Source organism: Paenibacillus sp. OK060 (assembly GCF_900101205.1).
GTDB classification, from domain to species: Bacteria; Bacillota; Bacilli; order Paenibacillales; family Paenibacillaceae; genus Paenibacillus; species Paenibacillus marchantiae.
The window spans coordinates 66,211-84,119 of sequence record NZ_FNFR01000010.1; the positions used below are offsets into that span (position 1 = coordinate 66,211).

Below are 17,909 nucleotides of genomic sequence, written 5' to 3' on the forward strand. Positions count from 1 at the left end.
CACCCCTCATTTTGAAATAAAGAAAATTAACAAAAACATAAGTATGATTATTGCTAGTATAAGAATGGATCTCTTTATCATCCTTTTCTTCTTCGTAAATCCTCGATCAAACACCAGATCAAATTGTTCATCCGTATCATCCTGGGAATCAAAAGGATCAGAGTGAAATGGAATATCTAATGCTCGTATTCCATCATGATCTTTTTTGATGTCGACAATGCTTTGTTTACTGACAAGGGGAATCATGAAGATGCATCTTTCCAGATCAACAAGATTGGATGACAAAAACCTTTTAATATAGTGTTGTTTCCATTCACTACCTGAAGCAACAACAATTTGTGTACTTGCCCGATGAAATTCAGGTATATGTTCAGAGGTATCATACGTTCCCATATCGAGAACAATATGTGTATGCTCTGAATTCAGATGGTCAGCCATTTCAAAATCATCTGTTGATTTCACGTAAGTTACGCCTTCAATTTCGAATTCATCACTAAGACGAGTGTTTACGTTTTTACCTTCATAGGCTTTCTCGATAAAAACAAATTCGTTATTTCCGCTTAGTTCCAATAACTTAACTGTATACCCGTGACTTGCCAGATAATTTGCTATTAGTATGGACGAATGGGTTGTGCCTACGCCTTTTTCAACACCTACTACGGATATGACTGATTTACCGACAATCCGATCCCTTACAACAATTTTCTGCTTCAGATCAGGTAGAACCCAAAAATCTGATTCCTCTAATTCTTCTTCCATAATGTCCGGTAAAACTGTTTTGGTTATGGGTTTGTTATTCTTAGGTAATTGCTCTACATTATGAATTTTCTCTGAGATTTCTATTTCATCCGAAGCATTAGAAGCAACTTCATTTTCTTTCAGGCTCTGTTTTTCCTGTCGTCTGTGGGCCTTATCTTTGTTCTGCCCTTCAATATTGATAGTTATAGATTGAGCACCATTAACAAATCGTCTCCATGAGATTCCTTGGTCATAATTCCGATACTTTTTCACCTCACTGTAAGGTAAGGGGGAGTCTATACATTTAATTAACTGTTTAATATTTAGGGGTTCTGATTTTTGTGATTTCAAAAATATATTGTAAATTCCCATGGATACTAATTCAGCCAACAATGGATGACCTTGCTTTTCATCTGATAAAAAAATGATAGAACTGTCACTAAAATCTTCACGTATTCTATCAATTACATCTGCAAGAAACTCGTGCCTTTTATCAGACTGCTTTACAGCGAGAGAGCTTGAAATAATGATGCCATCTAGAGTGATTGAAGGATCTTCTTTAATTAAGTGAAGCCTTTCCACTAGGTGATCGACAACAACGCAAACTTCTAATACATTAATATTTTCATTTTCGAAATGCTTTTTTAAAGCCTCTGCAAAAGCAGGGTTTGGAATGGCAATTATGATGTTCTTTTTTTTCATTTGCTCAAAATCAGGTACCATTCATTGCATCTCCCCTTTGTTGACTCCAAATAGTTGTTCCAAGAACTTGCTCTATCTTCTTTATCTCGTCAGGTGTGGGTGGCTTGACTCCATTTTCCAATCTACTGACTCTCACTTGGAATGAGTCAATGCGGTCTGCAAGATCTTTTTGAGTGATATCTTGTCTTGTTCTATGGATACGCATCAGTTCCCCAGGTGTATAATCCAATCACTGTCACCCCTTTCCTTCAGGGTAAGAAAACAAAAAAAGCACGCTTAATGCCTTAGGCATTGAGCGTGCTTCGCTTTTTTGAGGACCCGTCCGGATCATATTTGGTTTATTTATACACAATATAGATTATTAACTGATCTATGTCAACAATTTTGATTTTAAGTTTTTTTACTACGCCCACCCCGTCCAGTGAATCTTAGTCTATTCAAATTCTATAGACTTAATGTTGTATTATTTTTCATGTCTAAAAACATATTATGTAATATAAAACTGAATACTATAGTGTTCATTTAACACTTAAGTATTCAGTTTTGTGTGCAATACACTTGACTCTTGCTCCACTATCCACCAATATAGAGTATAAGTATATTTATACCGAACTGGAGGATATCATGGGTATCACAGTATCTATAGGAGTACAAAAAGGCGGAGTGGGTAAAAGCTCTACTACATGCATTACTAGTTATCTTTTAGCTGAAAGAGGATATAAGGTTTTAACTGTTGATTTTGATTCGCAGGGCAATACTACACAAATATTATCCGGGAAAGACATTTACTCTTTTGAAGATAATACAGTACTAAACGCAATTATTGATTTAGATCCATCTAAGTACATTGTCAAAGTGAATGAGAACCTTGACTTGTTGCCGGCGGATGACATCCTTTCGACATTAGGCAGAGCTTTAGGAAATGTAAATAGAGTCGTTCCTACCTCTCTAAAAGAAACATTGGATATCATAAAAGATCAATATGATTTTATACTTATTGATCAGCCACCTAACTTAGGAGATCTTTCTGTATCTGCACTATCTGCTAGTGACTATGTGGTTGTAATGCTTCAATCGGAACCTTTGTGTTTTAAAGCTATCCCAAGGTACCTTCAATTGGTGGAACTTATTAAAGAAAGAATTACGCCTACATTGAAGTTAGCTGGTATTCTACCAAGTATGTCGGATTCCAGAACTCGAATCGACTCATCGATTATTGATCAAGCTAGGGAAGATTATGAGGACTGGGTATTCGATACTGTAATTAAAAGACGTAATCGAATTAAAGAGTATTCAATTCTTGGTATTCAAAACACGACTAAAGAAGACCGAGATGCTCTTGAGCAATATCAACAATTTTTAGAGGAGTTGCTAAACCGTGTCCAAAAAGGATCAGTTTAAAAAATTGTTGGGTGACAGTGGTACTACCGGGTCAGATCAAAAAAATCGTATTCTGAACGATACTCTTATTAGTGGGAATAATTCTTTACCACCTGTATCAGATGGATCTACACATTCAAGTACTGATTCGGTTTTTTCTACAATTAATCCAACACAAGAACAACCAAAACAAGAACAACCAGTACAACAACAGCACCAACCACCAGTACAACAATACCAACAACCATTAGAACAAGATCCCGTTAAGGAGGAAATTTACCAGGAAACTCAAGAGGCGAAAATTGACAATGAACAAGTAACAGTTACTCCTCCTGAAGTTTCAACTGTTAACGGGATATCGAGCATTATTTCATCTTTGTCAAACACTGTTGACTTAAAAGTGGAAGAAACACATACTCGTAAAACATATCTAATCGAAAATGAACTGTTGAAGGAATTAGATAAGTTATGTGTTGGAAAGAAAAAGGGATATAAAACGAAGATGATTAACTCAGGACTAAGAATTGTACTTGAATTAGTGAATCAGAATAAGGAATTCAAATTATAAACATATTGAATCTCATTATTAGAAAGAGGTACAAGGAGCAAATGCTCTTTGTACCTCTTTTTAGTAAGAGTATTTTATGACACAACCAATTTAGATGAATAGTGTTTTGTGTAAGATCTATTTACGGTTTTGAATTTTATTCCAAACATTTGTAGGCTTAACATCATCCACGTTGTTTCCGAATCTGTTTTTAGGCTCTGTAATTTCTTCAGTGGTTGAAGCTACTTCATCTTCAATTTGATTTTCTTGTTTCCGATTGAAAACAGATCCGCCAAAACCACCAGCAATGCCTCCACCAAATTTATTTGCTCCACGTTTTTGATATGGATTGAAAGTGGATTGTTTTACAGATTCCATTACACTTGAGATATTCAGTTCAATATCTTTGTTTTTCACCTGTTTTTGTTTTTCTAACATTTCATCATATTCTTTAGTCATTTCAACTACCCTGTTTGGTAAAGACATTCCACTAAAAATAGTATAGATTACAGCATATTCGTCGAACCAAATAGGATCTCCATATTTACCTTGGGCTGTACTATTAAACTCTGAGATTACATGTTTAATAGTCTGTTCAGTTTTGACATCTTTAAATATAGATGCACTCGATGGTCTAAGTACAAAGCCGCCATACATTGTTGCAGTTTCATAATCATGGCCACAGGAGAAGTACCCTAATTGAATACTATTACTCATCTTACTTTTCAAGGTATTACTTTCATAGGGCGCTTCAATGCTAGCCTTGTGAATACTCAAGAAACCACCTGACAGTTGTACGATTTTAATAAAGTCTGAAGGGTCGTAAGTGCTATTGTCTGATCCAAAGTTAGCAGGAATTAAGTTAGCCTCATGTATAGTACTTATAATCGCATCGTTACCTTCATCTTTCCAAGAAATTAAAGTACCACTGTTCAGTCTGTTCTCCTTCTTGGTTGTAAAGTCGTTAAATAGCTTCTTGTTATCCGTAAGAATTACACTACCAAGTGGTTTTTCTTGACCTGGGCTAAAGAGTTCATTTTGAAGGTCAATAAATTCTTTGATTTCTGCAAGGAGAAGAATTGCATTAGACATTTCAGTAAAATCATCAAATGGACTAGACAGCAAAAGAGTAATAGGTACAGGAAAGAATTGTTCTTTAATTAAGCTTAACACTAGTGATACAAAGCCCGTACCGAAGCCCCCACCAGCTCCAGCACAAATAAACAAGTGGTCAACATCCATAAATTTTCTTTCCATTGCCTCAATTAACTGACTACGCAACTTGTCTGCATTGGGGTTCAAGTGTGGATCGAAGTTCTCAACTACAAGGGATGGTGTTCGAGCGGCTCCTCTAAAATCTTCAAAATGTATACGATCTTCAACCGGAATGTTCTTAAGATGAAGCATATCATTTTTAGAGAAGTTTACGGCAAGGCTAGGGTAGATTTGCTTTCCATTTGCATATGTATAACCTGCAAAAATATCGGCATCTTTATTACCTTTCTGTCCTGCTCCAATCACACCAAATCGTAGAGAGACATCATTGATTAACGCATTTTCGTTCATGAATGTAAGTACTTTACTATTAGAGAGACCCATTTGAATTTTCCTCCTCAAATTGTTTTGCTACATATTCTGTAAATGCTTTGCCGTCATCAGAGAGAAAGAACTTATGTTGCCTTTTGCTATATTCAAATGAAATTAAACCAGCAAACAAAAGAGCGTCTATTGCAGCGACAACCGGATTCTTAGAATAATTCTCGCTCATCAAAGAAATGATGTCTTTTTTAGGGATGAGATTGTTATCTGTAATAATGCTTAATACTGATATGTGAGCCTCACTTAACTTATCAAGAAATGCTCGATAATGCACCTCTGTATATAGTTTTTCGGACACGGCCACTCTTCACCTCCTACTACTATGGGGTCACCTTAAGGTCACCTATGGGTATCCTTAAGTATAGAGAGTTAATCTTTAATTAGCAAATTAATCAAGAATTTTTATTAAAATGACTTCCTAGTACAGATGAACACGTATGTACTCTATCTCATATAAAGATTCCTGTTTGTAATTCAAAGTCATCTAAGTGGTGAATTTAGGGTGACCCTAGGGTGACCTTTTGTTAGCTTGAGTTCATACTTGATTTCTTAATTTACATCTGAAGGTAGTATGAAGGTATAAACTCTTGTGTCGGTTGGTTAGAAAGTTAGCATAAATAATGCTGTGTATTGCAGTTAACGCTCATTTTAATCGGTGTTGCTGCTAAAAACTAAATTAAAGTGACATCAGCAGGATTTTGACTTTCTTAAATGACCACCTCAATGATTATATGAGTGACAACTCTAGTGACAGGATCACCAGTGCCATCACCTAACTTGTCACCATGTATGTCACTGCATATTTAAATCATAAAAGGTCGACAGATCCATTGTCACTTAAGGTTTTTTTCTGTTAATCTCGACATAACACTTTTAGTGACAAGAAATTAGACTTCAGAAAAGTGATTAAATATGTATCCAAGTCAAGCAAATGTTCAAAGGAGTTGTCATCAAATTGGATGTTCGAACAATACATAAGTTATCTCCAACAAAATGTAAAATAATTGAGCGTCTCTTTGTTTATAGAAGCCTTACCCCATACCAATTGTTTTTTCTTTTGAATCCAGAAAATATTCCTTTAACCTACCCTCATTTTTCATGGGAACTTCTTAACTTACCTAAGATGAGAAGCATATGGAATCAGTTGGCACAAATGCAGAAGACCGGAGTTATTCAGGTAGCAGCTAAACTTGGTAATAACACGAAGGTTTTAACCCTGTCTGAAGAAGGATTGTCTGTGGCTTACAGTCTTTTAAATATTCCTGAAATCGAAGGTTATTATAGTACAGGGTGGGATAAGAACCATGGCTATTTTCCATATGAACTTTACCGTCCTCCAAAAGAAAGAATGCAAAAGCATCATAACTTGGGTGTAGATTTCAATGTTCTAATGGAGTTGTTAGCTATAAAACATAATTTCACTTTTGATTTTATAGATAATAGATATGCTTCAGTAGAATTCACCTCTAAGGATGACAATACTAAAATAGAAACCAAAAAAATTTTCAGACCGGATGGAGAATTTATTATTCGACCAAATGGTACAGAAAAGAAATTCCACTGCTGGGTTGAGTTTGATATGGGCACCGAAAAAGGTAAACTATTATATGAGAAGTTTTCTAAGTACAATCAGTTTTTATCATATATAACTCAAGGGATTGAGCGAGATTCTTTAGTCACTTCTATACCTAACACCATTTTTTTTGTAACAACCGCGCGTCAAAGTATCTGGTCTAGGTGGCAAAATATTCTCCGAAACTATATGAATTCTATCGACAGCTGGAGCACATATTTAAATTTGTATGTAGGAAATATTGAATCACTCGAAAATTTAGTACTTTCCTTTATAAATGAAGAAGAACTATTTAAAAAAAGACTGAATTTGAATTTAAGACCATTCTTAAATGATCAAGCATTTCTTGGACAACCTAAACCGGCCAAAGATCTCGTGAACACCTCCTCCCTTTCAAGTTTTTGTTATTTATATGGTAACGAAGCAAAAGTATTGGGTTGGGACCCTTATTTTACTGTAACGCGTACTAATACCAATGAACATCAGGTCTTTCTTTATGTTAAGTTCGATGAATATGAAACGGGTGGCATTTCCAAGGCTATAGATTTCGCTTTAAGATTTAACACGATTGAGTCTATGAAAAGGATTAATGCAATTGAAGTTATTCCTGTGTTAATTTTTTCGGATAAAAAACCACATTCCATTGATTTCATTGGTTGTAATCAAAAAGATGAATTTGATTCTATTTTTGAAAAGTATCTTTGGCATGATGTTTATGAGAATAAGTGGTTTGATAAAAATGGGATACATATTGAATCAAATCCATTAAATCTATTTCTTAATGAATGAAATATTTAGTTTTTTAAAAAAATGACTTCAGATTGTATTGTGAGTAAATTATGTAGCTTATGTACTAAACTCTCCTTCCGCATGAATAACGATATGACAAATAGGATCGATATCATCTATTTCATTAGTTATATGACTTATTCATCATCTATTCAGTAATATATTTAGCAATCTGAATATATTACTGAATTCTTTACTCATAAAAATCAAGTAAGTTATCTGGATCCAGATTTAACATAGAAACTTTACTATCTCCGCTCAATTACCCACTCATATAACATTTAAGTATACTGAATATACAACTGAACATATTAATATTATGTAATCTTGTAGGTAACTTTTAAATCAGTCTAAAAATGATAATAGAACACAGTGAGTCCTATTATTTTTTTTCCTTCTAACACTACATTTAAATATGTAACACTTATCTGATTATCATACTGAATACATAAGTGAATAGAAAACATGGATAACGTGTTTGGATTCTAGTTAAATACTGAAACCAAATCAGCTCTTCAAAATAAGCTGATTTTTTGGTCTTAATATCACTATAGCCAAGTAACATTAAACTAAATATATAATTGAATATATTTATATTATGTTTTTTTGCATTCTGATCATAGAGCTTAGATAACTTAAGGATGTTTTAACTGATAAAACAGTCTGTGTTGGATTTTTAAGTATTATGAGATAACTCAATAGTAAACTGAACATATAATTAAATATATTTAGGTTCAGTAATCTGAATATATAACTTAAAATGCGAATCTTGAAAAATGTTGATCACTGTGCCCCCCCCCCCAATATTTTTTTGTACTACATTTCAATAATGAACACTTAACTGAATACTGTACTGATCATATAAGTTAATAAGTATTATAGATACTGTGATTGGATCCTGATTAAGTATTGATTAAAATTACATCAACACAAAATTAGTTAATTATAATGATCAAGACTGAGTCCAATACAAATACGGTGTATGATCCCCAACTGTCTAGAGAGTCCCTCAATTCATAAGCATTTAACATGAAGATATAACTGAACATATCCGTGTGATGCAAAATATATTGTTTCATTTTTTAACTACATCCAATTGTGTAATACTTAACTGAATATCATACTGAATAGATAAGTGAATAAAACGTATGGATAATGTTTTGGATTCTGGTTAAAGATTGAAACTACATCAGTCCAAATTTCAGCTGGGTGTGAGACTGCTTGAATAAAATAACACATTAACTTAATACTTATCTATTACGTAATATATGATGTAACTTTAAAGGTATTTTAGTACTGCTTTTGTATAGTTGCTTAATATTCAGTAAACGTAATATATAACTCAATATATTATGTAATCTTGGCACATTCTAATTTGTCTCATAGGATCGATTTGAGAAGATAGAATTTAACTCTCGTTGGAATTAAAACTTGAACGTAAAGCTCAAATCTACATTGAACACATATATACAGTCGTGTATCTAAATACAAATCAGCTTAGTTCAAACTAAGCTGATTTGTTGGTCTTAATCAATATAAACACGTAACAGTAAACTGAATATATAACTAAATATATTCAGGTTCTTAAATTTGAATAGATAACTTAAATGCGGATCATAATAAATATTGAACACTTCAATTATGTAACACTTAACTGAATATCAGACAAAATTGATATGTAAATCAAACACATGGATATTGAGTTTGGATTCTGGTTAAAGATTGAAAGCACATGAACTCAATTTTAGCTGGGTGTAAGAATGCTTGAATAAAATAACACATCAACTTAATACTTAACTATTACGTAATATATGATGTAACTTTCAATGTCAAATAGTACTGCCCAGTTTTAGTTATTTGATATTCAGTAAACGTAATATACAATTCAATATATTATGTAAACTTAGCAGATTTTAATTTGGTCTTATAAGATTGATGTAAGAATCTAAAGATGCATTTTTACTCTCGTTGGAATTAAAATTGTTAAATAAAGTACAAATTTTCACTGAACGCATATATACAGTTGGGTATCTAAAAAAACACACCAACTCAATTTAACTAAGTTATTTGTTGGTCACAACAACACTATAACCAGTTAATAGAAACTTAAATATACAACTGAACATATTCATATTATGTAATTTATAATTGAACTTATAGTCTGAAAAGGAAACCTGGAGTTTTCGTATGATGCACAATATTCTGTATGATTTTTAACTGCAATTCAATTATGTAACACTTAACTGAATATTTTACTAAATAGATAAGTAAATAAACACATGGATATTCTGTTTAGATTCTGTTTAAAAATTGAAACCATATCAGCCCAAAGGTAGTTTAGCTGGGTGTGAGAAGGCTTCAATAAAATAACAAATTAAAATAATACTTATTTATTACGTAATATATTATGTAACTTTTAAAGTCTAAAAGTACATCCTTTTTATATTTATTTTATATTCAGTAAACGTAATATATAACTCAATATATTATGTATCCTTAGCAGATTTTGATTTGTCTCATAGGATCGATGTAATTAAAGAAGCATTTGACTCTCGCTGGAATTAAAAACTGTTTCAAAAAGAACAAATCTTAACTGAGAACGCATATATACAGTTGGGTATTTGAAAACACACCAGCTCAATTTAAACTAAATCAATATGTTGATCACAATATCTCTATAACCAAGTAATAGAAAACTAAGCATATAACTGAACATATTCATATTATGTTTTTTTTGTATTGTAAACATGATGCTTAGATAAATGCAGGGGGTTTCTACCTGATAAACCCGTCTGTGTTGGATTTGAGAGTTTTATAATATAACGTAACAGTAAACTGAACATATAATTGAATATATTTAGTTTACGTAATCTGATTAGAAAACTTAAAAATGCGAGTCATAAAAATGTTGAATACTGGAATTCCCAATATTCTTTTGAGACTAGCTTCAATATTAAAGACTTAACATAATACTATACTGATCTTATAAGTGAATAAGTAACATAGATACTGTTATTGGATCCACTACAAATACGTTGTATGTATGATCCCCAGCTGCCTCTAAAGAGCCCCTCAATTCAAAAGCAGCTAAACTGAATATACAACTGAATATATTCATATTATGTAATATCGATTTAAACTCATTTAGTAGTCTAAAAATGGCACCTGGAATTTGGATGATGCACAATAATTTGTTTGGTTTTTTAACAACATTTAATTATGTAACACTTAACTGAATATCATTCTGAATAGATTAATAAATAAAACATGGATATTACGTTTAGTTTCTGGTTAAAGATTGAAACCACATCAGCCCCAAATGCAGTTTAACTGGGTGTGAGAATGTTTGAATTACATAACACATTAACTTAATACTTATCTATTACGTAATATATGATGTAACTATATTCTAACCCGTCTAAACAAACACATATTATTGTCTGATCCTTACAAAAAATTGTTGTCTAATCCTTAAGACCGTTTCATACACGTTTATTTAAGCTGAATATACGACTGAATATATTCATATTATGTAATTCTGAATAGAACTCATTGAAAAGTTGAAGAATGATACCTAGGATCACTGTGATCTCCAATAATTATTGCATTCTGATAATACATTTAGACGGTGTAATACTTGGCTTAATATTATACTGAATTCTTAAGTGAATAGAAAACTCAGGTATCCCTGTTTGGATTCTGGTTAAAGATTGAGACACATCAACTCAAATTTATTTTATTTAGCTGAAATATGCGGATAAAATATCGCAGTTAATTGAACACTTATCTATTACGTAATATATGATGTGATTTTTTAAATTTAGTTATACTCTTTAGTTTTATAATATGTTAACAGTAAATGTAATATAAAACTGAATATATTATGTAATCTTATCTGACTCTGATATATCTCTCTGGATCGAAGTAAGAAGTCAACTAAAGATAGAATTTGACTACAAAATTGTTTAGTAAAGCTCAAATGGAAATTGGATAAGCATAAATACAGAGTGGGTGTAAAACCATATCAGCTCAATCCAAACTAATTTGATTTATTGGTAATAAAATCACCTGAACTAAGTAACAGTAAACTGAATATATTTAAATTACGTAATCTGAATATGTAATTTGAAATGTGAATCATAAAAAATGTTGAACACTGGGATCCTCAATATTCTTTTGGTGCAACATTCAATTATGAACACTTAACTGAATACTAAACTGATCATAAAAGAGAATAAAGATCATAGATACTTTGTTAGGAACCTGGTTAAAGGTTGAAACTACATTAACACAAGATTAATAGATTTTACTGATCATAAGACTGGTTGAATAAAGAAGCATATATAGCTGAACACTTATAAATTATTTAATATATGATGTAACCTTTCAGGTCTAGTAATACTCTCTTTGTATTGTTTTTGATATTCAATAAACGTAATAGATAACTTAATATATTATGTAATCCTTAAGATGAACACTCAATAATGTCTCATAATATCAATGTAAAAACTTAAATTAAGATTTCGACTCTCGTTGGCAGTTGAAATTGTTCCGTAAAGTTAGAATCCACACTAAGTAAGCGTAAATAGTTTTGGGTATCTAAATCAGATCAGTTAGGGGCAAGTCTTCACTAAAACCAAGTAACAGTAAACTGAATATTTATATATTACTTAATATCTAAATAGCTATATTTTAGCTCTTCCAAAACGTGTTGTCTGATCATTTAGACAAATTATTGTCTACTTCTTAAGGCCGTTTAGTGCACGTGTAATCAAACTGAATATACAACTGAACATATTCATATTACGTAATTTTCAATACAACTCGCTAAACAGTCTAAAAATGTATCTAGAATCACTGTAAATCCATTTAAACGGTAAATGAGTCTGGGTGAGGTTGGAGACTTGTTTTAATATAATGTAAAAGTTTTGGAAACATATCAATGAAAATATTTATATTGTATGTTCTGTACAAGAAATTAAACTGTGAATTATAGATAAACGTTAATCACTGTGATGCATAGTAATTGTTTATTTCTAAACTACTTTTAATTATGTAAGACTTAACTGAATATCATGCTAAATACATCAAGTGAATAGTAGACATAATTAATTTGTTTGGATTCTTCTTAGAGATTACTAAATCAGCTCAATCTCAAATAAGCTGCTTTTCTTGGCATATCATCTCTAGATTCAAGTAACAGTAAACTGAATAGATATATATTACGTAATATATGAATTAACTATATCTTAGCTCGTCCAAATGTATTATCTGATCCTTTAGACGAGTTATCTACTCCTTAAAAGCCTCTCTGAGGATATGTTGCTAAACTGAATATACAACTGAATATATTCATATTAAGTAATAATTTTTCAACACACTAAATTGTCTACAAATTGATAACTATAATCGCTGTGAGACACCTTAAATGATAAATGAGTCTGTGCATGGTTAGCTACCTGTTATAATATAACGTAACAGTAGTCGAAACATATAAATGATTATATTTATACGATGTACTATGTACGAGAACTTTAACACTTAGCTTGGATTATCGTTGATCACTGTGATGAATAATAAATTGTTTGTTTCTAAACTACATTTAATTGTGTAACACTTAACTGAATATTTAAGTGAATAAAAATATAGTTAATGTGTACGGATTCAACTTAAAGATTGAACCCATAACAGCTCAATCCAAACTAAACTGACTTGTCGCTTATAGCATCACTAGAACCAAGTAACAGTAATCTGAATATTTATATATTACGTAATATACGATGTAAACAAAGCTCATTTGAAACAAATACATACTGTTGTCTGATCTTTACAAGGCGAATTAGTGTCTACTCCTTAAGAGCGCCTCTGTGCACGATATGGAAACTGAATATACCACTGAACATATTCATATTATGTATTATTTTCTTTCTAATCATGATGCTTAGATAACTGTAGAAAGTTTTAGCCGATAAATGACTCTGTGTTTGATTTGGGAGCATTATAAGATAAACAGTTTACTGAACATATATATTGAAAATATTTATAATATGTAAATGAAACTTAATCTCTCTAGTGTACTTCATAGCTATGATATTGAATTCTAAAATATGGACTTGTTGTACTCAACTTTAATGAATAGAAATAATAATGTAACAGTAAACTTAATACTTATATATTATGAAATGGACAAACTTCATCCAATATGAGTAAAAGTGATATTGTTGCCGATCCACTACTGAGTCTTCCTACTATGTAGTGTTGCCCTAGTAAGACAATACTATACAGGGAGATTCATTTTTAATTAGTTTACATTTATGTTTTTTTATTATTATAGAGTACACTCAAAACGTAACTTAGAGATTAACCCCCCTAATTTCAATATTATCACCTATTAATTACATTAGAGAGTAGGACAGTATCAAAGAAGAAAAGGCTCAATTATCCTTTTTCGTGCATTACTCTTAGTTATTTTAACGAATCAGTATTTCTTCCATGGCTAATATATATCACGCATTAAATATTTTATTATTAGAAGTATATTATCTATTGATCTTGGAGATAATGTTAATGAGTCCATATAAGGAATAGAATCGTTAATGTAAACTTGATGCACATAATGCTAGTTAGCACGAATTTAAATAATCAGATGAATAATATTCAAATATCTATTAAAAAACCAGTAATATCAAGGGTTTAGCATGTACCTTTTTAGAAAAAAGGAAGAATAATATACTAAAAAAGAATAGATTTAAACATTATTGAATATATTGAATTACGATAACATATCATTTCTTCACTTACGAGAAATGAGTTGATTAAAAACTTCTTTCTTCTAGGGTTCGAACAATAGTAAATCCAGTAATATCAAGGGTTTGACGTCTACTTCCCATCAAAAAGGGAAGAATAAAACAAGTAGAATTGATAAAATGTTAACAAATAGAATATTCGAATTCACGATAACGTATCATTTCTTGTGATAAGGGATACTCTTTACATCGTGTCTCTGTGTAACATGGAACCTGTAACATTTTCACTGTATGTTTAACTGAATGAAATATCTAACATTAGACACCACAGTTATTTGAAATACAAATTTATTTCCACTCTAAGAACTAAAAGAATTTAAAAGAAACTTATACGCAATTAAAATCACCAAGTAAAATTTGATCTGCATGGAATATTCTGACGTGCATATTGTCAGAAAAAGGAGCGCGTTGGAAGATAGCATACTTGCAAAGCATGGCATCACATTATGCAATGGTCTTACCAATCGACTAAGTCTTTACCTGAAGTTTCAACGGTGCTGTATCATTTTAAATTTTCTAAATCCATTCTGAACGAACTCCATTTCCTTGAGTTAAGTTGTTTAGGCTCATTTGAAATCCTATTTCCATAGGAAATGAAAATGATGTAAATCTAGCTCAATGTGCAGATCTTTTCTCAGTGCATTTGTCCGCAGATTAAATATATCTAGCTTGGTACCCATTGCCTAACTTAAAACAGGTGTTTCCTATACCGTTCTGATTGTATGTCTAACTTATATATAATTTTTAGCTATCTCTATGAAATTCAGTGACTCTCCATATTCTTATTCATCTCGTATTTGTGTTCTGGGATGGGTTTATGTAATTCGTTGAATATCATAAGACATTTTTGATAATTACTGGAGAGTAAGAGCGCATTCCTTCTGGTATAAAGTCTATACGCAATAACAATGTTGCTCTTTTGAAAACCTTTCGTTATAAGTTCAAATTGTTTTAAGTACAGAAAACCTTCATTATGTAATATACTACTTTATTAGATATATTAACTTGGATTTGGACACGTACATCACTTGAAATTAACGATAACTAGCGTTCTCTTAGTTGGTACAGTCTCAAAGTATTAAGTTTAAATAATATATTAATATTACAGAATAATAATACTCATGTATTATTTAAACTACAGAATTTACAGATAGAAAGTACAATCTCTTCTATTTGTATTGGGCACACAATTAACTTACAATTATCAACTCCATTATTATTGTGGTCTCTAATCAGCCTGTTCGAAAATACTGCCTAGCAATGCTTTAGGATAATGACATCCAAAAGTATTACATTTTATATTCAGTAATATATTATGATTCATTAAGTATACCCCAAATAAGATATCCTTCTATTAGTAAGACAGCTACGTACAGAAAAAATAGATAGTACATGATTTGAGCAATTAGTATTCGATTTGGTACTATATATAAGCATAATGAAATATATGAATGTATTTATAAAATGTCATAAACTGAATACTTTAAGTAACACTTAACTAAAGTATTCAGTATTACTTAAAGTATTCATGAATATAAATATATTTATGAATACTTTATTTTAGGAAAGCCTACCAACTGATTGTTAGACCTTCCTAAGTCCCTAGCTTCTCCACGATACACTCTTGAGAAACACATTAAATAATGTTATCTTTATGATAATCAAATAACACATATGCGAAGTACGCATCTACCCAATCTTGGGCAAGATGCGTTTTTTTTTTGTGAAAACCATTTACTAAATTCTAAATTCGGTATAAAGGGCTTAAGGAGCTGATTTTATGGACCCGATATCACGACGCCCACAAGAGGTTCAAGATCAAGTAGAGCGAGACATTCAATCCACCTCTAGTCAGTCAGTAATAGCAATACAAGATACTATGTATTATTTGCGTGCAGAAAAGCTCATTCCAGGTATTCATATACCCATTAGGATAAAAATTGATGCTTTTGATTTAGGATTTTGGAAACGCATGATTCTAGATCGAGTAACTTGTGCTAAGGAATGGTTGAGGTCAAGTGATAATTATGATAGTCAAGAGTCCGATTTAAGCATATTCTCAACTATCTATGGGGAATTAACTATTCAGGATATTAATGGCCCATCTAATGACCTCTATCTCAACAAGTCACTCTATATAATCCATTCAATTATCGCTGCGTTAGAAATAGAATCACATGTCATGATGTATGATGGAAACAAAAAGGGATATCAAACCGCTCGAAAATATTCTGAATTAATCACTGAAGCTACACAACCGTATCAGTCAGTGCTAAATAAAATTGATCAAGTTTTGTATGGGAAAATTCGAGACCGTTAATAAGAAAACAAACATAGAAGTGGAAAGAGTTGAGTGAACCTAACCAAAGAATGGAAGGGAGATACAACCGTAGAGTGGAGTTTATAGAAGCTATCGCCATGATCATGTGGATCAGATATTCTTATTAAAAGTACATGAGAATTGGTCAACCGCAAACGAAGGGAATATGAGGATTGTTTTTGTTAACTCAAGAGTCACTGGAATTTCCTCAGAATACCTATCTAGTAAAATTGAGAAACCCCTCAGGTTTCTCAATTTTTTTGGATTATTTCACTCTAATTACTATAACTATAATGATAGGGACATGTTACAAATTCCAGGACCAAAGTCAACAATAACTAGCGCTTCGACAAAACCGCTTAAAACAATTTAGTTATTGACTGAGATATGCTATAGCCTCACGTAGGTTTCTTACACCTACCAGTTCTAGATCCCCTAAATTATAGGTAGCTTTTGCTTTGGCAACCTCTTGATCTTGATATTTAGGATAGATAAAAACATCTACTTTTTCATTCTTAGCGGTAAGCAATTTTAGATCCAGGTTACTTATTGGCTGAATATCTCCACCTCTTGTTATGCCACCTGTACCAGCAACCTTCCTACCTCTCGCCAAATCGACGTTTGGATCAAGTTGTTGTATTAAACCCAATGCCAGCATGAAACCTCCTGACTCGCCTGAATAGTTATTATCCAAATGAATAATATTATCTACAGACAATCCTTCGAAAACAAATTGGTTCTTCAAATAAACTCCTAGCGTTGCTTTTCCATGGCGATCTAGTTCCTTTATAGTCACTGGAATCTCTAAGGTGATACGTTGACGATGAACGATGACGTCTACGGTATCTCCGATGTTAAAGCTCTCCAGATAGAAATTAATATCTTCTGGTGAGTCGACTTCTATATCATCTATGAATAGAACTTCATCTCCAACCTTAAGATCTTGACCTGTTTTAAATTTTTCTGGATGAAAAACGACAACTGGCTTAGATATTTCTTCTGGTAAATCAATATTCTCATGTACCAATGCTGCCTTTACAATATTATGTTTCATATAGGGTATAAGTTCTTTACCTAAGATAGTTAAATCTCTTTCAGTAAAGTCACTTTCGCTTTCAGAAGCATAGAGCCGTGTAATAGAAGTTCTTGTATAACCATAATAGCCTAGGACTATTCTTTCCCACCAAGAATTAATTTGTGTTCTTTTGACATAAGTCATGTACAGATTGGTAGGATGTGTTTGAGCGCTTTCGCGAATTTCTTTTGCATTGATAATAGGGTCAACCGAAAGAATACTTCCAGGTGCAGTCCATATCTCGGACACCTTTAAAGGCTTGAACAGACCCCAAAGTATGATTAAAACAAACAAGAAAAATATGTAAATAATAAACATCTTCTTTACCTTAAATTTTCTTATGCTCAGGAGACTCACCTCAGAATTAAATACTCCAAAGG

General features: G+C 31.9%; 9 protein-coding genes. 4 read left to right on the forward strand and 5 right to left on the reverse strand.

The features are described 5' to 3' along the window. Positions 1 to 6: 6 nt before the first annotated feature. Entirely contained in the window at positions 7 to 1,461 is a 1,455-nt protein-coding gene (locus tag BLS14_RS28030) for a hypothetical protein (RefSeq protein ID WP_090954976.1), read from the reverse strand. Then, positions 1,451 to 1,669, reverse strand: coding sequence for a helix-turn-helix domain-containing protein (locus BLS14_RS28035; protein WP_090954977.1), 219 nt, complete (start codon positions 1,667 to 1,669; stop codon positions 1,451 to 1,453). Before BLS14_RS28035 ends, BLS14_RS28030 begins: the two co-directional genes overlap by 11 nt. A gap of 395 nt (positions 1,670 to 2,064) precedes the next feature. Between BLS14_RS28035 and BLS14_RS28040 the strand changes: the two genes are divergently transcribed. Next, complete coding sequence (locus BLS14_RS28040; RefSeq protein WP_090954979.1) at positions 2,065 to 2,841, forward strand: ParA family protein; 777 nt, start codon at positions 2,065 to 2,067, stop codon at positions 2,839 to 2,841. After that, positions 2,819 to 3,388: a hypothetical protein gene (locus BLS14_RS28045; RefSeq protein ID WP_090954981.1), complete on the forward strand. Its 570-nt coding sequence runs from the start codon at positions 2,819 to 2,821 to the stop codon at positions 3,386 to 3,388. Before BLS14_RS28040 ends, BLS14_RS28045 begins: the two co-directional genes overlap by 23 nt. A 117-nt stretch (positions 3,389 to 3,505) precedes the next feature. On the opposite strand, the gene BLS14_RS28050 is transcribed toward BLS14_RS28045, so the two are convergent. Further along, a complete protein-coding gene (locus tag BLS14_RS28050) occupies positions 3,506 to 4,966 on the reverse strand; it encodes an FtsZ/tubulin family protein (RefSeq protein ID WP_090954983.1) in 1,461 nt (486 codons plus the stop codon). Then, the gene (locus tag BLS14_RS28055; protein ID WP_090954985.1) at positions 4,953 to 5,270 is read right to left on the reverse strand and encodes a hypothetical protein; all 318 of its coding nucleotides are present in this window, start codon (positions 5,268 to 5,270) and stop codon (positions 4,953 to 4,955) included. The genes BLS14_RS28050 and BLS14_RS28055 overlap by 14 nt, the downstream gene beginning before the upstream one ends. A gap of 651 nt (positions 5,271 to 5,921) precedes the next feature. Here BLS14_RS28055 and BLS14_RS28060 point away from each other — a divergent pair. Together BLS14_RS28060 and BLS14_RS28065 are read left to right on the forward strand one after the other, a co-directional pair. Then, positions 5,922 to 7,328, forward strand: a complete 1,407-nt coding sequence (locus tag BLS14_RS28060; RefSeq protein ID WP_090954987.1) for a replication-relaxation family protein — start codon at positions 5,922 to 5,924, stop codon at positions 7,326 to 7,328. Between the two features lie 8,586 nt (positions 7,329 to 15,914). Continuing rightward, complete coding sequence (locus tag BLS14_RS28065) at positions 15,915 to 16,454, forward strand: hypothetical protein (protein WP_090954989.1); 540 nt, start codon at positions 15,915 to 15,917, stop codon at positions 16,452 to 16,454. A 373-nt stretch (positions 16,455 to 16,827) separates the two neighbouring features. Here BLS14_RS28065 and BLS14_RS28070 read toward each other — a convergent pair whose 3' ends face one another. Then, the gene (locus BLS14_RS28070; RefSeq protein ID WP_143021592.1) at positions 16,828 to 17,847 is read right to left on the reverse strand and encodes a S16 family serine protease; all 1,020 of its coding nucleotides are present in this window, start codon (positions 17,845 to 17,847) and stop codon (positions 16,828 to 16,830) included. Positions 17,848 to 17,909: the final 62 nt, after the last annotated feature.